The following is a 20,743-nucleotide window of genomic DNA, read 5'->3' as shown; positions in this document are numbered from 1 at the left end:
GGCATGCAACCCCTCCAGTGTGGCAGCCTTGCGTGAAGCCTGGCCGCCTGCTCTGGGAAGTTTTGTAAAGCCTGGGGCCATGCGGCGCGGCCGGCGAAGCGCTGGCTCAAATCGTCAGCGGATCCACATCCACCGCCCAGCGCAGCACCCCCTTGTGCTGGCCGCGCAGCCCGTGCAGGCGGGGGCACCATTGCGCCAAGAACTGCTGCAGCAGCGGCCTGGAGGCCGACTCCAACAGCATCTGCGCCCGCTCCACATCGGCCACCCGCGGCAGACTCATCGGCACGGGCGGATAGATCGTCAGCCCCTGGGGCGGCGCGGCCAGCTCCGCGGCCGCCGCCAGCCATGCCTGGGCCGCCTCCTGGGTGCGCGCCTCGGCCCGCAGCAAGGCCAGATGCGCATGCGGCGGCAACCCGGCCATCGCGCGCTCGGCCAGCAAGCTGGCCGCAAAGGCCTCGTAGTCGTGGCTGCGCAGGGCCTGGTACAGCGGATGGGCCGGATGCCAGGTTTGCACCAGCAGTTCGGCCCGCCCGGCCTGCGCGGCATCCCGCCCGGCCCGCCCGGCCGCCTGCATCAGCAGCGCAAACAAGCGCTCGCTGGCGCGGAAATCGCTGGAGAACAAGGCCGCATCCGGATTGACCACCGCCACCAGCGTCACCCTGCGAAAGTCATGCCCCTTGGCCACCATCTGCGTGCCCACCAGGATGTCCACCTCGCCCGCATGCACGCTGGCCAGCCGGGCCTGCAGCGCCCCCTTCCCGCGGGTCGTGTCTGCATCGATGCGCGCCAGCCGCGCCTCGGGCAACGCCGCGGCCAGTTGCTCCTCCAGCCGCTCGGTGCCACGGCCCACCGGGCGAATGTCCGGATTGCCACAGTCCGGGCAGGCGCGGGGCACCGGCTGCGTGAAGCCGCAGTGATGGCAGCGCAGGCTGCGGTCGGCGCGATGGAACACCTGCCAGGCACTGCAATGCGGGCAGCCGCTTTTCCACCCGCAGTCCAGACAATGCAGCACCGGCGCGTAGCCCCGGCGATTGAGCAGCACCACACTTTGCTCGCCGCGCGCCAGCCGTTCGCGCAGCGCCTGCAGCAGCGGCGGGCTCAAAGCCTCGTGGGCCGCGGCCGCGCGAGGCACATGGTTCAAATCGATGAAGCGCACCGCCGGCAAGGCACCGCCGCCGATGCGGCTGGGCATGCTCAACCGCACATAGCGGCCGCGCTGCGCCTGGTGCCAGCTCTCCAGCGACGGCGTGGCCGACGCCAGCAACACCGGGCAGCCCTCCAGACGACCCCGATAGACCGCCAAGTCCCGCGCCGAGTAGCGAGCCCCTTCCTGGCTCTTGTACGAGGGGTCGTGCTCCTCGTCCACCACGATCAAGCCCAGTCTGGGCAGCGGCGTGAAGATCGCCATGCGGGTGCCCAACACGATGTCGGCCCGCCCCAGGTGCGCCGCCAGCCAATGTCGCAACCGCTGCGCCGGCGTCAGCGCGCTGTGCAAAGAGACGATCAGCCGCTCGGGAAAGCGCTCGGCAAAGCGCTGCTCCAGCTGCGGCGTGAGGTTGATCTCGGGCACCAGCACCAAGGCCTGACGCCCGGCCGCCAGCGCATCGGCCACCGCGCGCAGATAGACCTCGGTCTTGCCACTGCCCGTGCTGCCGAACAACAAGGCCGTCCGCGCGCCCGCCTGGCGCCAGCCTTGTAGTGCGGCGGCCTGCTCGGCCGTCAGCTCGGGGGGCGTCGGAGCCGGCCCGCCCGGGCCACGCAAGCGCTCCAGCCGCTGCAGCCGCAGCGCCAGCTGCCGATCGTCCAGCCGCCGCAGCTCCGGCGGCAGCGCCGCCAGCGCCACCTCGCCCAGGCTGCGCTGGTAATACCCGGCCGCAAAAGTCACCAGCTCGCACCAGGCCGCCGGCAGCGGCGGCAAGCTGTGCAGCGCTGCGACCACCGGCCGCAGCTCCACCCCAGGCTCGCACGGCACCTGCTCCGACCGCGGCCACACCACCCCACAGACCGTGCGGCGCCCCAGCGGCACCTGCACCAAGGTGCCCGGCGGCCAGGCCTTGTCGCTGCGATAGCTCAAAGCCCCCCGCAGTGCGCTGTACTGCGGCGCGTCCACGACGACGGCCAGCCTCAGTTCTTCGGACATGGATGGGGCGCCAACTCTTGCGTAACTTTCTGCAAAACGCGTCTAAGCCCTTGAGTTCAAACCTATTTTTCAACCATCCACAGAATCTGTGGATAACTTTGTGAGCAAGCTGCGAAAACGCGCGCTAAGTGCTTGTGCCATCGGGACTGCCTTGGCTTGATGCAGCCGTGAGCACCGCCAAAAAATCCTTACGAATCAAAGACTTACATCGCAGCCCTGGCATGGCCATGCTTCGCCGCAACATCGAGGCCCTCGCTGAGCGGCTGCCGCCAACATGGGGATAAGTCAAGCCCTCAGTGACAAATTTGCGGGTCTGTCCGGGTTGACCCTTGCGATGTGCGCAAAGCCTATCTCGCCAAGGCCCGCAGTTGGCGCGAGTGGCGATGGACCGTGTCCACCAGCACCTGCACATGCTCGGGCGGGGTGTGCGGGCTGATGCCATGGCCCAGGTTGAACACATGCCCTCCCCAGCGGCCATCGGGCGTCTGCGGCGGGCCGAAGCTGTCCAGCGTGCGGATCACCTCGGCCTCGATCTGGGCCGGCTCGGCGAACAGCACGCTCGGATCCAGATTGCCTTGCAAGGCCACCCGGTCGCCCACGCGACGCCGCGCCTGCGCGAGGTTGACCGTCCAGTCCAGCCCCACGGCCTCGGCCGGCAGGTCGGCGATCTCCTCCAGCCACAGCCCGCCCCCCTTGGTGAAGACGATGCGCGGCACCACCTGGCCGTCGCGCTCGCGCACGAGCTGCTCCAGCACGCGCCGCGTGTAGGCCAGGCTGAAGGTTTGGAACGCCCCGTCGGCCAACACCCCGCCCCAGGAGTCGAAAATCATCACGGCCTGGGCGCCGGCTTCGATCTGGGCATTCAAGTAAGCCGCCACCGCATCCGCATTGACCGCCAGGATGCGATGCATCAGATCGGGGCGGCGGTACATCAGGCTCTTGACCTGCCGATAATCGTCCGAGCCCGCGCCCTCGACCATGTAGCAGGCCAGCGTCCAGGGGCTGCCCGAAAAGCCGATCAGCGGCACGCGGCCGGCCAAGGCGCGGCGAATCTCTCGCACCGCATCGAACACGTATTGCAGCCGCGCCATGTCCGGCACCGCCAGCTTGGCCACGGCCGCCTCGTCACGCACCGGATGCGCAAAGCGCGGCCCTTCGCCCTGGGCAAAGCTCAAGCCCAGCCCCATGGCATCGGGCACGGTCAGGATGTCCGAAAACAAGATCGCGGCATCGAGGTCATAGCGGTCCAGCGGCTGCAGCGTCACCTCGGTGGCCAAGGCCGGCGACGTGGCCAGCCCCATGAAACTGCCCGCGCGCTCGCGCGTGGCCCGGTACTCGGGCAGGTAACGGCCTGCCTGACGCATCAGCCACACGGGCGTGTGCTCGGTGGGCTGACGCAGCAAGGCGCGCAAGAATTGGTCGTTGTGCAAAACGGCGCTCATCGGGGCATTGTAAAAGTCGGCGCCGCCCCCACCTTGCGCGACATGGCAAGATCACCGACCACGCCAATCCCTTGGGGGGAACGATCCATCATGAAGCACATCCTTCGTCGCCTGGGGCTTTCGGCCGTCGTGCTGCTGGGCTTGGTGCTCGGCGGCTGCGGCTACAACGATTTCCAACGCCTGGACGAGCAGGTCAAGGCCTCGTGGTCCGAAGTGCTCAACCAATACCAACGCCGCGCCGACCTCATTCCCAACATCGTCAACACGGTCAAAGGCGAAGCCAATTTCGAGCAAGAGACCCTCACCCGCGTGATCGAGGCCCGCTCGCGCGCCACGGCCATTCAAGTCACGCCCGAAACACTCAACGACCCCGAGGCCTTCAACCGCTTCCAGCAGGCCCAGGGCGAGTTGTCCAGCGCGCTGTCGCGCCTGATGGCCATCAGCGAGAACTACCCCAACCTGCGCGCCAACCAAGCGTTCCAGGACCTGCGCGTGCAGCTCGAAGGCACCGAAAACCGCATCACCGTGGCCCGCAATGCTTACATCAAAGCCGTGCAGGACTACAACGTGTTGGCGCGCAGCTTTCCCACCAACCTGACGGCCATGCTCTTCGGCTACCAGACCAAGCCCAACTTCACGGTCACCAACGAAGCCGAGATCGCGCGTCCGCCGACGGTGGATTTCGGTGGCGCGGCCTCCCGCTGAGGTCCAGATGACCGCCTTGTCGCGCGGGTTCTTCGCCCTCGTGCTGGGCCTGGCCCTGCTGGCTGGCTGGGCCGCGGCTGGCGCCCAGCCGGCCCCCCTGCAACCGGTGCCCGCCCTGACCGCGCGTGTCATCGATCACACCGGCACGCTGCGCCCCGAGCAACGTGAGGCCCTGGAAGCCAAGCTCGCGGCCTTCGAACACCGCCACGGCAGCCAAATCGTCGTGCTGATGGTGCCCACCACCGCCCCCGAAGACATCGCCGCCTACGCCTGGCGCGTGGCCGACACCTGGAAGATCGGCCGCCGTGCGGTGGGCGACGGCGTGTTGCTGGTCGTGGCCAAGAACGACCGGCGCGTGCGCATCGAAGTGGCCCGCGCACTGGAAGGCGCCATTCCGGACCTGGCCGCCTATCGCATCATCGACGAGTACATCACCCCGGCCTTCCGCCAAGGCGACTTTGCCGGCGGGCTGGAAGCCGGCGTCGAGCGCTTGATGGACTTGATCCGGGGTGAAGGCCTGCCCGCGCCTGCGCGTGACGCCGGCCGCGGCCCGGCCCCGCCCGGACTGGGCGACTGGCTGGCCTTCGTGCTGGTGGGCGCGCCCATCGTCGGCGGTGTGCTCTCCGGGGTGCTGGGCCGGCGCTGGGGCTCCTTGGCCACCGGGGGGCTGATCGGGACCGTCGGCGCGATCGTAACCGCCTCGCTGCTGCTGGGACTGCTGATCGGCGCCGTCGCCCTGGTGCTGACGCTGGCCATGGGCACCGGCGGCTCGCGTCGCAGCGGCGGGCCGATCATCTGGGGCGGCGGCCCCGGCGGCTTCGGCGGCGGCTTCGGTGGCGGCGGGGGCTTCAGCTCCGGTGGCGGCGGCAGTTTCGGCGGCGGTGGTGCGTCGGGGCGGTGGTGACATGGTTCGTCTGCTGCGCTTTTTGAAACACCGCTGGTGGGATGAACGCACCGCCCGGCGCGTGCTCGATGAGGCCGCGCTACAGCGCCTGCAGCAACGTGTGGCCGCCAGCGAGCAGCGCCACAGCGGACAAATCCGCGTGTGCGTCGAAGCCAGCCTGCCGCTGTCCTACCTGTGGCGCAATGCCGACGTGCGCGAGCGCGCGCTCAGCCTGTTCGGCAAGCTGCGGGTATGGGACACCGAGCACAACAACGGCGTGCTGATCTACGTGCTGCTGGTCGAGCAGGACATCGAAATCGTCGCCGACCGGGGGCTGGCTCGCCATATCCCCCCCGACCAATGGCAGCCGCTCATCGACCACATGGCGCAAGCCTTTGCGCAAGGACGCTTCGAAGACGGTCTGGCCCGCGCGATCGACGAGGTCGGCGCCTTGCTGGAGCGCCATTTTCCGGCCTCGCCCGAGCGGCCCGGCCAGAACGAGCTGCCCGACACGGTGGTCGATTTGCGGCGCTGAAAGCACGACGCCCGCACGAGGCGGGCGTCATTGCACGGCGGGCGCAGCGCCGCTTCACTTCTTGCGGTATTTGCGCAGCGCGGCAATCTGGGCGGCCATGGCCGCGAACTCGCTCTGAGCCTTGGCGAAATCGATGTCGCTCTTGGCGTTCTTCATCGCCTCCTCGGCCAGGCGCTTGGCCTCCAGGGCCTTGGCCTCGTCGAGATCCTTGCCGCGGATGGCCGTGTCGGCCAGCACGGTCACGTGATCGGGCTGCACCTCCAGGATGCCGCCGGCGACGAACACGAATTCTTCCTCACCGTTGTCCGCCCGCTCGATGCGCACCGCCCCGGGCTTGATGCGCGTGATCAACGGGGTGTGCTTGGGCAGAATGCCCAGCTCACCGGCCTCGCCCGGCAGGGCGACGAACTTCGCCTCCCCCGAGAAGATCGACTCCTCGGCCGAGACGACATCCACTTGAATGGTGGCCATGCTCAGGGTCCTTTCACGTCTAGAAGCTGCTTGAAACAAGCCGTCCGTGGGCGGTGGGGCGGTGCGAGGCCGCCCGCGGGGCCAGCCCCGGCAGGTACGGCCACGGCGCGCCCCACGCGCCGCGCAGGGCGATCATTGCAGCTTCTTGGCTTTCTCGAAGGCCTCGTCGATGGTGCCGACCATGTAGAAGGCCTGCTCGGGCAGGTGGTCGCATTCGCCATTGACGATCATCTTGAAGCCGCGGATGGTCTCCGACAGCGGCACGTACTTGCCGGGCTGCCCCGTGAACACCTCGGCCACGTGGAAGGGCTGCGACAGGAAGCGCTGGATCTTGCGCGCGCGGGCCACGGCCAGTTTGTCTTCGGGCGACAGCTCGTCCATGCCCAGGATCGCGATGATGTCGCGCAGTTCCTTGTAGCGCTGCAGCACGGCCTGCACGGCACGCGTGGTGTTGTAGTGCTCCTCGCCCACGACATTGGGGTCGACCTGGCGGCTGGTGGAATCCAGCGGGTCCACGGCGGGGTAGATCCCCAGCGCCGCGATGTCGCGCGAGAGCACCACGGTGGCATCCAGGTGAGCGAAGGTGGTGGCCGGCGACGGGTCGGTCAGGTCGTCCGCGGGCACGTACACGGCCTGGATCGAGGTGATCGAGCCGACCTTGGTGGAGGTGATGCGCTCTTGCAGCTTGCCCATTTCTTCGGCCAGCGTGGGCTGATAACCCACGGCCGAGGGCATGCGGCCCAGCAGCGCGGACACTTCGGTACCGGCCAGGGTGTAGCGGTAGATGTTGTCCACGAAGAACAGCACGTCGCGGCCTTCGTCCCGGAAGGACTCGGCAATCGTCAGGCCGGTCAGGGCCACGCGCAGACGGTTGCCCGGCGGCTCGTTCATCTGGCCATACACCATGGCCACCTTGGACTTGGAGAGGTCCTCGCTGACCACCACGCCCGACTCCATCATCTCGTGATAGAAGTCGTTGCCCTCACGGGTGCGCTCACCCACCCCGGCGAACACGGACAGACCCGAGTGCGCCTTGGCGATGTTGTTGATGAGCTCCATCATGTTGACGGTCTTGCCCACACCGGCACCGCCGAACAGACCCACCTTGCCGCCCTTGGCGAACGGGCAGATCAAGTCGATCACCTTGATGCCGGTTTCCAGCAGCTCGGTCGAGGGCGACAACTCGTCATACGCCGGGGCCTTGCGGTGAATGGACGCCGTCAGCTCCTGGCTGACCGGACCGCGCTCGTCGATCGGGCGACCCAGCACGTCCATGATGCGGCCCAGCGTGGCCTTGCCCACGGGCACGGTGATCGGCCCGCCGGTGTTGGTCACGACCATGCCGCGGCGCAGGCCGTCGGAGGAGCCCAACGCGATGGTGCGCACCACGCCGTCGCCGAGCTGCTGCTGCACTTCCAGCGTCAGGTCGCTGCCTGCCATCTTCAGGGCGTCGTACACCTTGGGCATCTGGTCGCGCGGGAACTCCACGTCCACCACGGCGCCGATGCACTGAACGATCTTGCCTTCAGCCATTTTTCGTTCCTTCAATCAGTATTCGTTATGCCTTCGGTGCCACGCCGCCTCAGACGGCTGCCGCACCGCCGACGATCTCGGCCAGTTCCTTCGTGATCGCCGCCTGACGGGTTTTGTTGTATTCGAGCTTGAGCTCGTTGATCAGATTGCCCGCGTTGTCGGTGGCCGCCTTCATCGCCACCATGCGCGCCGATTGCTCGGAGGCCATGTTCTCGGCCACGGCCTGGTAGACGATGGCTTCGATGTAGCGCGTGAGCAGCTCATCGATGACGGTGGGCGCATCCGGCTCGTAGAGGTAATCCCAGGCGTGCGCATCCTTGTCGGCTTGCAGCTTGTCGGCCGCCAGGGGCAGGAGCTGTTCGATCACCGGCTCTTGCTTCATCGTGTTGATGAAGCGGGTGTAGCAGAGGTAGACCGCGTCGAGCTTGCCCTCGGCGTACTGGTCGAGCAGCACTTTGACCGGGCCGATCAGCCGGTCCAGATGCGGCTTGTCGCCCAGCTGGGTGACCTGGCTGACCACCTTGGCCCCGATGCGGTTCAGGAAACTCAGGCCCTTGTTGCCGATGGCCACGGCCTGCGCCTTCAAGCCCTGGGCTTCCAGTTCCTTCAGCTTGGCCGTGGTCGCGCGCAGGATGTTGGTGTTCAGGCCGCCGCACAGCCCCTTGTCGGTGGTCACCACGATCACGCCAACCTGTCCGGTGCCGCTGTTCTTTTGCAAGAACGGCGGCTTGTACTCCGGATTGGCCTGGGCGAGGTTGGCCGCGATGTTGCGCACCTTGTCGGCATAGGGCCGGGCCGCACGCATGCGGTCCTGCGCCTTGCGCATCTTGGAGGCGGCGACCATCTCCATGGCCTTGGTGATCTTCTTGGTGTTTTCCACCGATTTGATCTTGCCGCGTATTTCCTTGCCTGCCGCCATGACGGAACTCCTTGCTGAGAGGTTAGGCGAAGGACTTCTTGAACGCAGCGATGGCGGCGGTCAGTTCGGCCTCGGCCTCCTTGTCCATGGCCTTGTCGGTTTCCAGCTTGTTCAGCAGGGCCGCATGGCTGGTCTTCAGGTACTGGTGCAAGCCAGACTCGAAGGCCAAGACCTTCTTGACGTCCACATCGTCCAGGAAGCCCTTGTTCACCGCGAACAGCGAGGCGGCCATCAGGCTGATGGGCAAGGGGCTGTACTGGGGCTGCTTGAGCAGTTCGGTCACGCGCGCCCCGCGGTCGAGCTGCTTGCGGGTGGCCTCGTCCAGATCGGAGGCGAACTGCGCGAACGCCGCCAGTTCACGATACTGCGCCAAGTCGGTCCGGATACCACCGGACAGGCTCTTGATCAGCTTGGTCTGGGCCGCACCGCCCACACGCGACACCGAGATGCCCGCGTTGATGGCGGGGCGGATGCCGGCGTTGAACAGGTTGGTTTCCAGGAAGATCTGGCCGTCGGTGATCGAGATGACGTTGGTCGGCACGAAGGCGGACACGTCGCCGGCCTGGGTCTCGATGATGGGCAGCGCGGTCAACGAGCCGGTCTTGCCCTTGACTTCGCCCTTGGTGAAGGACTCGACATAGTCGGCATTCACCCGAGCGGCACGCTCCAGCAGGCGCGAGTGCAGGTAGAAAATGTCGCCCGGGAAGGCTTCGCGGCCCGGCGGACGGCGCAGCAGCAGCGACACTTGACGATAGGCCACGGCCTGCTTGGACAGGTCGTCATAGACGATCAGCGCGTCCTGGCCGCGGTCGCGGAAGTACTCGCCCATCGTGCAGCCGGAGTAGGCTGCGATGTATTGCATGGCCGCGGATTCGGATGCCGAGGCGGCCACGACGATGGTGTAGTCCATCGCCCCGTGCTGCTCCAGCGCGCGCACCACGTTCTTGATCGACGAGGCCTTCTGGCCGATGGCGACGTAGATGCAGGTGACGCCTTGGCCCTTTTGGTTGATGATGGTGTCGATGGCCACCGCGGTCTTGCCGGTCTGGCGGTCGCCGATGATCAGCTCGCGCTGGCCGCGACCGATGGGCACCATCGCGTCGATGGCCTTCAGGCCGGTTTGCAGCGGTTGCGACACCGACTGGCGCGCGATCACGCCCGGGGCGACCTTTTCGATCACGTCGGTCAGCTTGGCATTGATCGGGCCTTTGCCGTCGATCGGACGGCCCAGGGCGTCGACCACGCGGCCAATCAGTTCGGGGCCCACGGGCACTTCGAGGATGCGGCCGGTGCACTTGACGGTGTCACCCTCGGAGACATGCTCGTAGTCGCCCAAGATCACCGCGCCGACGGAGTCGCGCTCCAGGTTGAGTGCCAGGCCGTAGGTGGGCTGACCGTTTTTGTCGGCCGGGAACTCCAGCATCTCGCCTTGCATCGCGTCGGACAGGCCGTGGATACGGCAGATGCCGTCCGTCACCGATACCACGGTGCCTTGGTTGCGGATGTCGGCCGAGACGCCGAGACCCTCGATGCGGCTCTTGATGAGTTCGGAAATTTCTGCGGGATTCAGTTGCATTGCGTACTCCCAGTCTGGTTGTCGGCCCGGGGCCTGAACCGAGTTCGGGCCCGGGACCGTCCCGGGCGATCAAGCGTTGGTCTGGCCTCAGGCCGTCAGCGCCACCTTCATGCGTTCGAGTCGTGCCTTGACCGAGGTGTCGAGCACCTCGTCGCCCACCACCACGCGCACGCCACCGATCAGCGAAGGATCGACCTCCACCCGCGCTTGCAGCTTGCAGCCGAAGCGCTTTTCGAGCGTGGGCAGCAGCTCTTGGAGCTGCTCTTGGCTCAGGGGGAAGGCGCTGAGGATGTGCGCCTCGGCCGAACCCGCGGCCGCGTTCTTGAGCGCGCGGAACTGAGCCGCGATCTCGGGCAGCGCCGCCAGCCGGTCGTTGTCGATCACCGTGCGCAGGAAGTTGCTCACCTGCGGGATCAGCGGGGTCTTGAGCACCGAGGCGAACAGGTCGTAGACCTGCTCGGCCGTCACCTTGGGGTTGGCTGCGAACAGACGCACCTGCGGCTCGGCGGCCACACGCGCCAGCGCATCGACCTGCTCGGCGATGGCCTCGGCGTCGGCATGCGCGGCCACCCGGTACAGGGCCTCGGCATAAGGACGTGCGATGGTTGCAAGCTCAGCCATGGTCACAGCTCGGTTTTCAGGCGGTTGAGCAAGTCGGCATGCACCGCGGCATTGACCTCGCGACGCAGGATTTGCTCGGCACCTTTGACGGCCAACATGGCCACCTGCTCGCGCAGGGCCTCGCGGGCCTGGACGACCTGCTGCTCGGCTTCGGCGCGGGCCGCGGCAACGATCTTCTGGCCTTCCTCGCTGGCCTTTTTCTTGGCTTCTTCGATGATGGCCTGGGCACGCCGCTCGGCATCGGCCAGCAGCTTGGAGGTTTCATCGCGCGAGGCAGCCAGCTGTTGCTGGACCTCTTGATGGGCTCGAGCCAGCTCGGCCTTGGCCTTGTCGGCTGCGGCCAGGCCTTCGGCGATTTTCTGCGCGCGTTCGTCCAGGGCCTTCGTGATGGGTGGCCACACGTATTTCATCGTGAACCACATCAGGATGCCAAAGACCACGAACTGCGCAACGAGTGTCGCGTTGATGTTCATGGATCAGGCCTTTCGTTTCTCTGAAATCGAGGACGGATCGCAATCCGCTGTACGAGAGAAAGAAAAAACCGATCAGACGGCGAACGGATTGGCGAAAGCGAACAGCAGCGCAATGGCCACGCCGATCAGGAAGGCCGCGTCGATCAGACCGGCCAGAATGAACATCTTGGTTTGCAGCTCGTTCATCAGCTCGGGCTGACGGGCCGAGGACTCGAGGAACTTGCCACCCATCAGCGCGATGCCGATGGAAGCGCCGATGGCGCCCAGGCCAACGATCAGACCGCAAGCCAGCGCGACAAGACCCAGAATGTTTTCCATGATTGCTCCTATTGGAAGGTTGTTGACGGACGGAAGAAAAAACCGAAAAAAAGCCGGCGGGCTGGCCACCTGCCGGCGGTTGAAATTCAATGACTTTCGTGGGCCTGACCGACGTAGATCAGCGTCAGCATCATGAAGATGAAGGCCTGCAGGGTGATGATCAGGATGTGGAAGATGGCCCAGATCGCCCCGGCGATCACGTGACCGACGAACATCAGCGAGCCGCCCAGCGACAGCGCGGCGCTCGCCCCCATCAGGGCGATCAGCATGAACACCAGCTCACCGGCGTACATGTTGCCGAACAGTCGCATGCCGTGAGAAATCGTTTTGGCTGCGTACTCGATCAGGTTGAGCAGGAAGTTGAACGGCGCCAGCAACACGGCGCCGAAGCCGTGCCCGTGGAACGGGGCCGAAAAGAGGTCTTTGACGAAGCCGCCCAGCCCCTTGACCTTGATGCCGTAGTACAGGCACATGGCCAGCACGAACGTGGACATGCCCAGAGTGATGGACAAGTCCGCCGTGGCCACCACACGCATGTAATCCGGCAGCCCCAGGGCCGGACCGGCCCAGTGCCACACCTGGGGAATGGCGTCCACCGGCACCAAGTCCATCGCGTTCATCAGGAAGATCCAGACGAAGGCCGTCAGCGCAGCGGCCGAGACGGCGCGACGCGAGGTTTCGTTGTGGACGATGCCCTTGGCCTGGTTGTCCACCAGCTCCACGAGCATCTCGACCAAGCCCTGCAGGCGCCCCGGCACCCCAGAGTGCACGCGGCGCGCCACGTAGGCCATGAACAGCACGGCCACCAGGCCCAGCGAAATGGACCAGAACAGCGAGTCGTAGTTGATGACGGAGAAGTCGATGATCCCGGTCTGCTTCTTGTTCTGCAGATGGACCAGATGGTGAGTGATGTAATCGCCCGCAGTGAGCGCTTGTCCTTCGGCTGCCATCGTTCGTTCTCGTCAACGGTCGCCCGCGGCGACGGTTTGTGTCTGTTTCACCCGACCCCGCCACAGCAGGGCCACCCCGTTCACTTTCAAGCACACCACCATCGCCGCCAGCATGGCCAGCCAGCTCAGGTTGGGCACGAATCTTGCAGCCGCCACCAAGATGGCCACGGCCACGACGATCTTCACCACCTCCCAGACCATGAACCTCAGCATCAAAGCGCCAGGGTTCGCGCTGGGAGCGCCGGTCATCCCGCGGACCAACAAGGCCCCCGGCACCACCACGGCCGCCGCGCCGACGAGCGCCGAGACGACCGCCTCTGCCCTGCCGGTGAGCAGCCACGCCAGCGCGGCCACCACCAGCCCAGCCACGGCCTGGGCCGCGACCACCCGCCAGGGCGAGAGCGGCGGGTACTTTGCGCGCCAAGCCCGCGCTTGTTCGGATGTCAGGGGCTTGAACTGCGCTGCTTCGTCCGCATCTTCCTGCTGCCAGCGGTCACACCCATGACCTTGGGGGTCGCGGGCCCGCGGCGCTTGCGCCTGGCCGGGATCGTTCCGGTCGGTCGTGGCGGGCACGGCAGTTACAGTTGGTTGCGGCAAAGCCTCGGGATTATACGTGGAAACCCCCACGTCCTTTCCACCCCCGGGGTGCCATGGTGTGCCTCCACGCGGCCGACCCCGGCGTGCCACGGATGGGCTGACCCTGTGTGCGAGGCCGAGCTGGCCGGCTCAAAGCTGGCAGGCCGCGGCGGCCAAGCCCGGCACCTCCACCCTCACCTGCAACACGCAACCGGCCCAAGGCTGGGCCGCCAGTTCTTCGGCCGGGCGCTTGTCGCGCGCCGTGGTGATGTACAGCGTGCGCAGATCGGCCCCGCCAAAGCAGGGCATCGTCGGGCAACGCACCGGCAGGCGCAGCTCGTGCAGCACCTCGCCCTGCGGGGACAGTCGCAACACGCGTGCGCCTTCGAACATCGCCACCCAGTAGCAGCCTTCGGCATCCATTGCCGCGCCGTCGGGTCGGCCGCCATAACACTCCAGCGGCTGGCCTTCGCCGCGCGGCTCGAAGCGGGCGAACACGCGCCGCGGCCCCAAGCTGCCATCGGTGGGGTCGTAGTCGAAGGCATAGATGGTGTGCGCCTTGGTGTCGGACCAGTACATCGTGCGGCCGTCCGGGCTCCACGCCAGGCCGTTGGACACCGTGATGCCATCGGCCCGTCGGCGGAGGGTTCCGGTGTCGTCCAGGCAGTACAGCGCGGCCCGTGCCGGGCTGCGCGGCTCGTAGATCGTGCCCACCCACAGCCGCCCGGCCGGATCGCTCTTGGCGTCGTTGAAACGCTCGCAGGCCGGGTCATAGGGCGGGGGCGCCAGCAGGGTGCGGTGGCCGCTGGCCGGATCGAAGTGGACGATGCCGCTGCGCAGCGTTAGCACCAGCCCGCCGCGACGGGCCGGCACGCACGCCGACACATCGGTGTCGAAGGTCCAGCTGTCCAGCCGCCCGGTGTCGGGCTGCAGGCGATGCAGGCGATGCCCCGGAATGTCACAGAAGTACAGGCATTGCTCGACCGGATGCCACAGGGGCGATTCCCCCAGCAGGGCCATGGCCTCGGTCGCAGGTCGCAACGTGTCGGGATGGGTGCTCATGAGAGGCGGGCCTCCAGCAAGTCGATCTGCATCCACGCCGAGCGGGTCTGGCCCTCGGCCAAGGCCACCAGGCCATGGGCCAGCGGGTCGTCGCGGTGGAAGGCATCGTTGGCATGGCTGACGGGCTCGACCGCATAGTCGGGCCGCGTCGGCGGGGTGAAGACCACGAGATACTCGGTGCTGGCGCGCAGCCGCAGGTCGAAGCTCTGGTCGTGCAAGAAGGCTTCGCCGCTCCACCCGGTGTGGCAGTGGTCCAGGTCCAGCGCCTCGATGGGCGCATCCAAGGCGTCGCAAGGCCGAAGCTGCGTGGGCAGTTTGCGCTCGTCCATCTCCCAGCAACCGACCACCGCCGCTTGCAGACGGCTGCCGGGTCGCTTGAGGAAATAGGGGTGCCAGCCCAGCCCCATGGGCGCGGTGCCCGGCCCCCGATGGGTGGCCGAGAGCTCGAAGCGCAGGCTGCGGGGCGACAGCTCGATGCGCTGGCAGGCTTCGAAGGCGAAGGGCCAGTCCGCATCGGGGGTGTGGCACAGCCTCAGCTCCACCGCTTCGGCCGTGCGATGCACCACCGTCCAGGCCCGTTGGAAGCCCACGCCATGCATGGGATGGGGGCTATCGGCCACGTTGAGCCGCACACGATGGACGTGCCCTTGCCAGGGCAGATGCCCGTCGGCGATGCGATTGGAATACGGCACCAGGGGATAGGAGGCGGCGCGGCGGGCCTCGGTCAAGGCCATCGGCTCGGTGCTGCGCAGCACCGGATGCCCGTTCCACCACAGGCCAGCCACGCACCCCCCGAGGTCCGGGCGCAAGGCCAGGCGCCATGCATCCAGGCGCAGCTCCACGCCAAGGGGATCGGTCTGGGTCATGTTCGAGCTCGAGTTGAGGCAGGCGCGACATCCTAAGCGCGTACCTCGCTGTAACCGCAGCACCGATCTCAGCGCGCCAGGGTGCCGGCGGTCACCGAGTGCACGATGGGGATGTCCTGGGTGCGCAGGGCCGACAGCGCCGCCTGTGCGCCGCGCATCATCAAGCCCAGATCGCTGCCGACGCCGACGAAGTCGAAGCCCATCGCGCGGTATTGCGCCACCAGGTCGGGCGTCGCCCCCATGGTGCCCACCGGCCGCCCCAGGGCCTTGCAGCGATCGACCGCGCGGGCCAGGCAGGCCATGACCTCCGGGTGGGCGGGCTCGCCGAGGTGGCCCAGGCTGGCAGACAAATCGGCCGGCCCCAGGAAGATCGCATCGACCCCGGGCACCTGGGCGATGGATTCGAGTGCCTCCAGGGCTTCGCGGGTTTCCAGCTGGACGATGACGCCCACGGTCTGGTTCGCATGGCGCAGGGCCTGCGCGGCCGTGCCATAGCGGGTGGCGCGGCTGAGGCCCATCACGCCGCGCACGCCCTCGGGCGGGTAGCGGGTGGAGGCCACCGCGCGGCGGGCCTCATCGGCGCTTTGCACGAAAGGGAACATCACCGTGGTGGCACCGGCGTCGAGCACACGCTTGACGATCACCGGCTCGTTCCAAGGCACGCGCACCACGCTCACCATGCGGGTGTTGCCCACGGCCTGCAGCAAATGAACCAGATCGCCCAGGTCGGTGGTGCTGTGCTCCAGATCGAGCACGGCCCAATCGAAACCGGCGTGGCCCAGGGCCTCGGCCGCCAAGGCATTGGACGAAACGATCCAGGTGCCCACCGGCGGGTGCGCGCCGGCAGCCTGGAGCAAATGGCGAAAGGGGTTCATGCAAGCCTCCTCCTGGCGCGGCCGGCCCCTCAGTACCGGCTGAGTCGATCGTCCAGATCGACCTTCAGATAATGGGCCCCGGGGATGGGGTTGTAATAGTAGGGAGGAATCTCCTCGAAGCCCAGCGTGGCATACAGGCCGCGCGCGGCCTCCATGTCGTCCAGGGTGTCCAGCAGCATGACCGAGTAGCCGGCGCGGCGGGCATCATCCATCAAGGTCTGCGCCAGCACCCGCCCCAGGCCGAAGCGGCGGAACGCGCGGCGCACATACAGCCGCTTCATCTCGCAGGCGTTGGGGTAATCGGTCTCGGGCGCCGGACGGAAGGCACCGCAGCCGGCCAGCTCACCATCGAGCAGGGCCAGCAACAATTTCCCCCCAGGCTCGGCATAGTCGCCCGGCAAGGCTGCCAATTCTTCGTCGAAGCCTTGGAAGGCCAGATCGATGCCGATGGAGTCGGCGTACTCCCGGAAAATGCCTCGGGTGGCCTCGAGCCATTCGGGGGTGTCTGGCGTGAGGAGCTGGATCTCGGGCGATGTCATCGTCAGCGCAGACAGGGCATGGCGCGTCAGTCTACCCTCAGGACCCGCCCCCGCCCAAGGCGCGGCATGCGCCATCGCGGTCAAGGCTGCATACGGGTTTTCCAAGGGATCGAAGCGCGCACCGCCGGCACGGGCAAGAGCAGCCGCGCCAGCAAGGGCTGGCGGCGGACCCATGCCCACAGGACCATGGGGGTACCCACGGCGCCGAGGAAGGCCAGCCCCATGGACAGCGCCCCCGGCAGCGGCCAGCGCAACAGCCAGTCCAACACCTTGGACTGCACCGGCGCATGAAACATCAGCACGAACAGGCTGCCACGGCCGACATGGGTCAGCAGCCGGCGCGAGGGGCTCCAATGTGCCAGCCTCTGGCACAGCGCCAGCATCAGGTAAATCGCCGCCAGCGCCTGCAAGGGAACGATCAGTCCGTGCCCATAACTGCGGAAATTGAAGTTGAGGGTCTGGTGAAAGCCCAACCACAGCGTGACGAACAGCCCGGCGGCGGCCGCCAGCCGCCACGGCGTGGGCTTGAAGCGCCACACCGCCGACTGGAGATGGTGACCGACGAGAAAGAAAAAGGCCGATAACAACAACACATCGGCGCTGAACGGCAAACCGCAGGCCCACAGTTCGGCGCTGAAGTGGCGATGGTGCATGCAGGCCAGATCGTCCACCGGGTTGTGGAAGCGGTGGATCACCGCTGCACCGGCTGCGGCCATCGCCGCCAAGCAGGCCACCCGCCAGGCCACCGACCGCAGCCAGGGACTCACCCATCGCAAGTAAGCCGCCGCTGCCACGCTGAGCAGCCACAGATGGGGCAGGAACCACAGCGGCACCCACTCCAAGGTGAAGCCGGTGGCATAGACCAGCGACAGCACGGTGGACTCGAGCGTGACGTCCGGTCGCTCGGCGCGAACCAGTGCGTATGCGATCACCACCACCGCATAGGGCTTGAGCAAGGCGTCGGCCCGCCGCCAAGCCGTCTGGACCACGCCACGGCCTGCAGGAAAGGTCACACCGGCTAGAAAAAAGAACAACGGCATGCGAAAGGTGCCGATGAGTTGGTCCAGCCACGGCAGATGGTCGCCAAACCAGGGGTTGTGGCCCAAGACCACCAGCAAGATTCCCAAGCCCTTGCCCACGTCGATCAGGGCCGAGCGCGGGCGTGTCGCATCGGCGATCCCGTGTGGTGTCCCCTCGGTTTGGCGTGCAAAGTCCACAACCTAGACGTGTCTGCTGAGGTGCCCCAGCTTAGCGCGCAGGGGCGATCCCGCCGGCCCCTCGATCACGGGGTAGACCGCGGCGCGCCGCCAGCACCGCCGCACGATGCTTGCAATGCAGCCCAGCCCCCCGAAGGCAAGACTCACACCCGCAGCTCGCCTGCAATGCAGCTGACGGTGTCGCCGCCCACCCAGACGCCAGCCTCGTCGGCTTCGATGAAAACACGACCGGCACGCCCCAGGCACGTGCCCTGCGCAGCCACGTAGCGGCGTGGGGCTCGGCCGTGGGCGATGAGCCATTGCGCCAGCGCCGCGTTGAGACTGCCGGTGACCGGGTCTTCGGGCACGCCGGCGTGGCTGACGAAGCCACGCACCTCGAACTGGGCGTCACCGCCGGGGGCGTGTGCGCCAATGACCCCGACTTTGGCCAGCCCCGCCAGGGCGCGGTGGTCGGGCTGCAGCGACAGCACGGTCTGGGCGCTGTCCAGCAGCAGACTCAGCCACCGCGGGCCGTTGTCGAGCATCTGGACCGCCTGCACTTGGTCCGGCTGCAAGCCCAGGGCGGCCAGGACCTGGCGCTGCATGGCAGGGCTGACCTCGCTGGCACGCATCGGCGGGGCCGCAAAGGCCAGCCGTGCGGCCTCGCGGCGGATGCGCACCAGACCCACGCCACATTGCTGCACGACTTCGCCCTGGCGCTGCGGCTGCCCGCCGGCCTCGAGCCAGGCATGGCAGGTGCCCAGCGTGGGGTGCCCCGCAAAGGGCAGCTCGCCGCCGGGCGTGAAGATGCGCACGCGGTAGTCGGCCTGCGCATCGGTGGGCGGCAGCAGGAAGGTCGTCTCCGACAGATTGATCCAGCGCGCGATGGCCTGCATCTGGGCATCGCTCAGGCCCTCGGCGTCGAAGACGACGGCCAGCGGGTTGCCGCGCAGGGGCTCGGCGGTGAAGACATCGACCGTGCGGTAGGGATGGATGCTCATGAACTTCGGTTCAAGGGGTGAGGACCGGGGTGCGCGCCAGCACCTCCTTCAGCACGCCGCCCAGCAGGGCCACCGCGCGCTCGATCTGCTCGGGCGCCAGTGTGACGAAGGACAGGCGCACCGTGTGGGCCTGCGGCATGCGCGCATAGAAGGCCGCGCCAGGCACGAAGGCCACGCCGGCTTCCACCGCCCGCGGCAGCAGGGCCATGGCGTCGATAGGGCTGGGCAGCGCGACCCAAAAGAACATGCCGCCGCGCGGCGTGTTCCAGCGGCAGCCCGGCGGCAGGTGGCGGCGCAGTGCCGCCTCCATCGCATCGCGCTGCGCGGCATAGCGCGCGCGGATGGTGGGCACATGGGTGTGGAGGAAGCCTTCGCGGATCACCTCGTGCACCAGGCGCTGGTTGAACACCGGGGTGTGCAGGTCGGCCGCCTGCTTGGCCTGCAGCAGCTTGGGGTACAGCGCCGCCGGCGCCACCACATAGCCCAGGCGCAGCCCCGGGGCGAGCACCTTCGAGAAGCTGCCCAGGTAGATCGTGCCCTCGGTCCAGCGCGAGGCCAGCGGCGGCGCCGGCGGGGCGTCGAACCACAGATCGCCATAGGGGTTGTCTTCCAGCAGCGGCAGGCCGACGGCCTGGGCGGCGTCCACCAGGGCGGCGCGACGGGCCTCGCTCATGCAGCGGCCGGTGGGGTTCTGGAAGTTGGGCAGCACGTAGAGGAAGCGCGCACGGTCGCCCCCCCGCACGGTGGCCTCGGCCAGGGCCTCGGGCCGCGGGCCGTCGTCGTCGCTGGCGACTTCATCGATCTGCGGCTCGTTGGGCGCAAAAGCCTGCAACGCGCCCAGGTAGGTGGGCGCTTCGACCAGCACGCGGCTGCCGGCATCGAGCAACACACGACCGCACAAGTCCAGCCCTTGCTGCGAGCCGGTGGTGATCAAGACCTGGCCCGGCGAGACCGTCATGCCCTGGCGGCCGAGGTGCTCGGCCACCCATTCGCGCAAGGGGGCATAGCCTTCGCTGGCGGCGTACTGCAGGGCTTCGCGCGGGGCTTCCCGCAGCACCTTGTCGGCCGCCGCGCGCATGGCCTCCACCGGGAAGGTGTCCGGCGAAGGCAGGCCACCGGCCAGCGAAAGAATGCCCGGCCGCTCGGTGACCTTGAGGATCTCGCGGATCACGGACGGGTTCATGCGGTCGGCGCGCCGCGCCAGCTGCCAGATCATGCGGAACTCCTTGGAGACGAAGTGCAGGCATTCGGCGTGTGCGCATCGACCCGCGCACGCTTGCCCAGGAACATGGTGGCCACCAGGGCCAGGCCGCGGTCCCACGCGAAGCAGCCCAGCCACAGCCCCCGGGTTTCGCGCATCACAGCCGCAGCATCCACAACGCGGTGACCACCAGCACGGCGGCCATCGCGCGGTTGAACCACGACAGACGCGGCCCCTGCGCCAGCCAGCCGCGCAGGCTCGCGCCCACCAGGGCGTAGGTGAGGTTGCTGACGAAGGCATAGACCACCATCACCGCCAGCACGATCGCCAGACGCTCGCCCGGGTTGGGGGCGGGGGCGCCGCCGCTGCTCGTCACCCAGCCGGCCGTGAGCGCCAGGGCCAGCATCCAGGCCTTGATGTTGACGAACTGCAGCGCCACCCCCTGCAGAAAGCTCACGTCCAGGCGCGAGCGGTCGGCCTCGCCCAGTTGGCGCACGCGTGCGATCTGCCAGGCCAGCCAAAGCATGTACCCCACGCCCACGGCCGTGATGGCCCCGCGCAGCGCCGGCGCGGCCATCACCACCGCGCCCAGGCCCAGGCCACAGACCAGCATCAGCAAGGTCCAGCCCGTCGGCACGGCCAGGCAGAACCGCAACGCGCCGCGCAAGCCACGGTTGGCGGCCAATGCCGTGGACAAGGTGGTGTTGGGCCCGGGCGTGAAGCTCATGGCCGTGGCCAGCACCAACAGGGCGAAGAACTCTTGCATCGACATGGCGGCCAGTCTATGCTGATCGCCAATACACCACCAATACAGTTTGCCAGTGCGTCACGCGCACTGTATTGGTTGGGAGGCCAGCACAG

At 67.6% G+C, this 20,743-nt stretch carries 22 protein-coding genes; 3 read left to right on the top strand and 19 right to left on the bottom strand.

Translation table 11 applies throughout. From position 1 onward, the window contains the following. Window positions 1–106: 106 nt before the first annotated feature. Both CTA01S_RS08105 and hemE read right to left on the bottom strand, forming a co-directional pair. Window positions 107–2,140 (bottom strand): primosomal protein N', encoded by a 2,034-nt coding sequence (locus CTA01S_RS08105; RefSeq protein ID WP_062194306.1) that lies wholly within the window; start codon window positions 2,138–2,140, stop codon window positions 107–109. Between the two features lie 347 nt (window positions 2,141–2,487). Continuing rightward, on the bottom strand, window positions 2,488–3,582 hold the full coding sequence (gene hemE / locus CTA01S_RS08100; RefSeq protein ID WP_062194303.1) for a uroporphyrinogen decarboxylase: 1,095 nt from the start codon (window positions 3,580–3,582) through the stop codon (window positions 2,488–2,490). Between the two features lie 90 nt (window positions 3,583–3,672). Between hemE and CTA01S_RS08095 the strand changes: the two genes are divergently transcribed. The 3 genes from CTA01S_RS08095 to CTA01S_RS08085 are packed head-to-tail and all read left to right on the top strand — an operon-like array spanning window position 3,673 to window position 5,705. Then, window positions 3,673–4,287 (top strand): LemA family protein, encoded by a 615-nt coding sequence (locus CTA01S_RS08095; protein ID WP_062194299.1) that lies wholly within the window; start codon window positions 3,673–3,675, stop codon window positions 4,285–4,287. A gap of 7 nt (window positions 4,288–4,294) precedes the next feature. Next, a complete protein-coding gene (locus CTA01S_RS08090; protein ID WP_062194296.1) occupies window positions 4,295–5,191 on the top strand; it encodes a TPM domain-containing protein in 897 nt (298 codons plus the stop codon). A gap of 1 nt (window position 5,192) precedes the next feature. Continuing rightward, window positions 5,193–5,705 (top strand): TPM domain-containing protein, encoded by a 513-nt coding sequence (locus tag CTA01S_RS08085; RefSeq protein WP_051090257.1) that lies wholly within the window; start codon window positions 5,193–5,195, stop codon window positions 5,703–5,705. Between the two features lie 54 nt (window positions 5,706–5,759). Here the strand turns inward: CTA01S_RS08085 and CTA01S_RS08080 are convergent, their stop codons facing one another. From CTA01S_RS08080 to CTA01S_RS08000, 17 genes are all read right to left on the bottom strand, one after another. Next, window positions 5,760–6,176, bottom strand: coding sequence for a F0F1 ATP synthase subunit epsilon (locus CTA01S_RS08080; protein ID WP_019562008.1), 417 nt, complete (start codon window positions 6,174–6,176; stop codon window positions 5,760–5,762). Window positions 6,177–6,308: 132 nt separating this feature from the next. Beyond that, a complete protein-coding gene (atpD, locus tag CTA01S_RS08075; RefSeq protein WP_019562009.1) occupies window positions 6,309–7,709 on the bottom strand; it encodes a F0F1 ATP synthase subunit beta in 1,401 nt (466 codons plus the stop codon). A 49-nt stretch (window positions 7,710–7,758) separates the two neighbouring features. Beyond that, the gene (gene atpG, locus CTA01S_RS08070) at window positions 7,759–8,628 is read right to left on the bottom strand and encodes a F0F1 ATP synthase subunit gamma (protein ID WP_062194291.1); all 870 of its coding nucleotides are present in this window, start codon (window positions 8,626–8,628) and stop codon (window positions 7,759–7,761) included. A gap of 22 nt (window positions 8,629–8,650) precedes the next feature. After that, complete coding sequence (gene atpA, locus CTA01S_RS08065) at window positions 8,651–10,204, bottom strand: F0F1 ATP synthase subunit alpha (protein ID WP_062194288.1); 1,554 nt, start codon at window positions 10,202–10,204, stop codon at window positions 8,651–8,653. Between the two features lie 87 nt (window positions 10,205–10,291). After that, complete coding sequence (locus CTA01S_RS08060) at window positions 10,292–10,825, bottom strand: F0F1 ATP synthase subunit delta (RefSeq protein WP_062194503.1); 534 nt, start codon at window positions 10,823–10,825, stop codon at window positions 10,292–10,294. Window positions 10,826–10,827: 2 nt separating this feature from the next. Further along, on the bottom strand, window positions 10,828–11,298 hold the full coding sequence (locus CTA01S_RS08055) for a F0F1 ATP synthase subunit B (RefSeq protein ID WP_062194285.1): 471 nt from the start codon (window positions 11,296–11,298) through the stop codon (window positions 10,828–10,830). A gap of 72 nt (window positions 11,299–11,370) precedes the next feature. Next, complete coding sequence (atpE, locus tag CTA01S_RS08050) at window positions 11,371–11,616, bottom strand: F0F1 ATP synthase subunit C (protein WP_019562014.1); 246 nt, start codon at window positions 11,614–11,616, stop codon at window positions 11,371–11,373. Window positions 11,617–11,702: 86 nt separating this feature from the next. After that, the gene (gene atpB, locus CTA01S_RS08045; RefSeq protein WP_062194282.1) at window positions 11,703–12,566 is read right to left on the bottom strand and encodes a F0F1 ATP synthase subunit A; all 864 of its coding nucleotides are present in this window, start codon (window positions 12,564–12,566) and stop codon (window positions 11,703–11,705) included. Window positions 12,567–12,578: 12 nt separating this feature from the next. Beyond that, complete coding sequence (locus tag CTA01S_RS08040; RefSeq protein WP_062194279.1) at window positions 12,579–13,139, bottom strand: ATP synthase subunit I; 561 nt, start codon at window positions 13,137–13,139, stop codon at window positions 12,579–12,581. 153 nt (window positions 13,140–13,292) lie between these two features. Continuing rightward, window positions 13,293–14,204, bottom strand: coding sequence for an SMP-30/gluconolactonase/LRE family protein (locus CTA01S_RS08035; protein ID WP_019562017.1), 912 nt, complete (start codon window positions 14,202–14,204; stop codon window positions 13,293–13,295). Beyond that, window positions 14,201–15,070, bottom strand: coding sequence for an aldose 1-epimerase (locus CTA01S_RS08030; protein WP_062194275.1), 870 nt, complete (start codon window positions 15,068–15,070; stop codon window positions 14,201–14,203). Before CTA01S_RS08030 ends, CTA01S_RS08035 begins: the two co-directional genes overlap by 4 nt. A gap of 68 nt (window positions 15,071–15,138) precedes the next feature. Then, window positions 15,139–15,945 (bottom strand): HpcH/HpaI aldolase family protein, encoded by an 807-nt coding sequence (locus tag CTA01S_RS08025; protein ID WP_019562019.1) that lies wholly within the window; start codon window positions 15,943–15,945, stop codon window positions 15,139–15,141. 29 nt (window positions 15,946–15,974) lie between these two features. Beyond that, complete coding sequence (locus tag CTA01S_RS08020; RefSeq protein WP_062194500.1) at window positions 15,975–16,484, bottom strand: GNAT family N-acetyltransferase; 510 nt, start codon at window positions 16,482–16,484, stop codon at window positions 15,975–15,977. Window positions 16,485–16,564: 80 nt separating this feature from the next. Beyond that, the gene (locus tag CTA01S_RS08015; RefSeq protein ID WP_062194270.1) at window positions 16,565–17,701 is read right to left on the bottom strand and encodes an acyltransferase family protein; all 1,137 of its coding nucleotides are present in this window, start codon (window positions 17,699–17,701) and stop codon (window positions 16,565–16,567) included. Window positions 17,702–17,844: 143 nt separating this feature from the next. Beyond that, on the bottom strand, window positions 17,845–18,681 hold the full coding sequence (locus CTA01S_RS08010) for a PhzF family phenazine biosynthesis protein (RefSeq protein WP_019562022.1): 837 nt from the start codon (window positions 18,679–18,681) through the stop codon (window positions 17,845–17,847). Between the two features lie 10 nt (window positions 18,682–18,691). Next, window positions 18,692–19,897: an aminotransferase-like domain-containing protein gene (locus CTA01S_RS08005; protein ID WP_062194265.1), complete on the bottom strand. Its 1,206-nt coding sequence runs from the start codon at window positions 19,895–19,897 to the stop codon at window positions 18,692–18,694. A 142-nt stretch (window positions 19,898–20,039) separates the two neighbouring features. Further along, window positions 20,040–20,654 carry a LysE family translocator gene (locus CTA01S_RS08000; protein WP_062194262.1) on the bottom strand — a complete coding sequence of 205 codons (615 nt, stop codon included), beginning with the start codon at window positions 20,652–20,654 and terminating at the stop codon, window positions 20,040–20,042. Between the last annotated feature and the right edge of the window lie 89 nt (window positions 20,655–20,743).

It is taken from the genome of Caldimonas taiwanensis NBRC 104434 (assembly GCF_001592165.1).
GTDB lineage: Bacteria > Pseudomonadota > Gammaproteobacteria > Burkholderiales > Burkholderiaceae_C > Caldimonas > Caldimonas manganoxidans.
The sequence above is the reverse complement of the archived record's forward strand: the minus strand, read 5'-3'. Positions and strand labels throughout refer to the sequence as shown.

Excerpts from the sequence above, each read along its gene's own strand:
- atpE (WP_019562014.1), bottom strand. The coding sequence starts at position 11,616 with ATGGAAAACATTCTGGGTCTTGTCGCGCTGGCTTGCGGTCTGATCGTT.
- CTA01S_RS08020 (WP_062194500.1), bottom strand. The coding sequence starts at position 16,484 with ATGACATCGCCCGAGATCCAGCTCCTCACGCCAGACACCCCCGAATGG.
- atpG (WP_062194291.1), bottom strand. The coding sequence starts at position 8,628 with ATGGCGGCAGGCAAGGAAATACGCGGCAAGATCAAATCGGTGGAAAAC.
- hemE (WP_062194303.1), bottom strand. The coding sequence starts at position 3,582 with ATGAGCGCCGTTTTGCACAACGACCAATTCTTGCGCGCCTTGCTGCGT.
- atpD (WP_019562009.1), bottom strand. The coding sequence starts at position 7,709 with ATGGCTGAAGGCAAGATCGTTCAGTGCATCGGCGCCGTGGTGGACGTG.
- CTA01S_RS08000 (WP_062194262.1), bottom strand. The coding sequence starts at position 20,654 with ATGTCGATGCAAGAGTTCTTCGCCCTGTTGGTGCTGGCCACGGCCATG.
- CTA01S_RS08060 (WP_062194503.1), bottom strand. The coding sequence starts at position 10,825 with ATGGCTGAGCTTGCAACCATCGCACGTCCTTATGCCGAGGCCCTGTAC.
- CTA01S_RS08035 (WP_019562017.1), bottom strand. The coding sequence starts at position 14,204 with ATGAGCACCCATCCCGACACGTTGCGACCTGCGACCGAGGCCATGGCC.
- CTA01S_RS08095 (WP_062194299.1), top strand. The coding sequence starts at position 3,673 with ATGAAGCACATCCTTCGTCGCCTGGGGCTTTCGGCCGTCGTGCTGCTG.
- CTA01S_RS08010 (WP_019562022.1), bottom strand. The coding sequence starts at position 18,681 with ATGAGCATCCATCCCTACCGCACGGTCGATGTCTTCACCGCCGAGCCC.
- CTA01S_RS08080 (WP_019562008.1), bottom strand. The coding sequence starts at position 6,176 with ATGGCCACCATTCAAGTGGATGTCGTCTCGGCCGAGGAGTCGATCTTC.
- atpB (WP_062194282.1), bottom strand. The coding sequence starts at position 12,566 with ATGGCAGCCGAAGGACAAGCGCTCACTGCGGGCGATTACATCACTCAC.
- CTA01S_RS08025 (WP_019562019.1), bottom strand. The coding sequence starts at position 15,945 with ATGAACCCCTTTCGCCATTTGCTCCAGGCTGCCGGCGCGCACCCGCCG.
- CTA01S_RS08090 (WP_062194296.1), top strand. The coding sequence starts at position 4,295 with ATGACCGCCTTGTCGCGCGGGTTCTTCGCCCTCGTGCTGGGCCTGGCC.
- CTA01S_RS08030 (WP_062194275.1), bottom strand. The coding sequence starts at position 15,070 with ATGACCCAGACCGATCCCCTTGGCGTGGAGCTGCGCCTGGATGCATGG.
- CTA01S_RS08055 (WP_062194285.1), bottom strand. The coding sequence starts at position 11,298 with ATGAACATCAACGCGACACTCGTTGCGCAGTTCGTGGTCTTTGGCATC.
- CTA01S_RS08085 (WP_051090257.1), top strand. The coding sequence starts at position 5,193 with ATGGTTCGTCTGCTGCGCTTTTTGAAACACCGCTGGTGGGATGAACGC.
- CTA01S_RS08105 (WP_062194306.1), bottom strand. The coding sequence starts at position 2,140 with ATGTCCGAAGAACTGAGGCTGGCCGTCGTCGTGGACGCGCCGCAGTAC.
- CTA01S_RS08005 (WP_062194265.1), bottom strand. The coding sequence starts at position 19,897 with ATGATCTGGCAGCTGGCGCGGCGCGCCGACCGCATGAACCCGTCCGTG.
- atpA (WP_062194288.1), bottom strand. The coding sequence starts at position 10,204 with ATGCAACTGAATCCCGCAGAAATTTCCGAACTCATCAAGAGCCGCATC.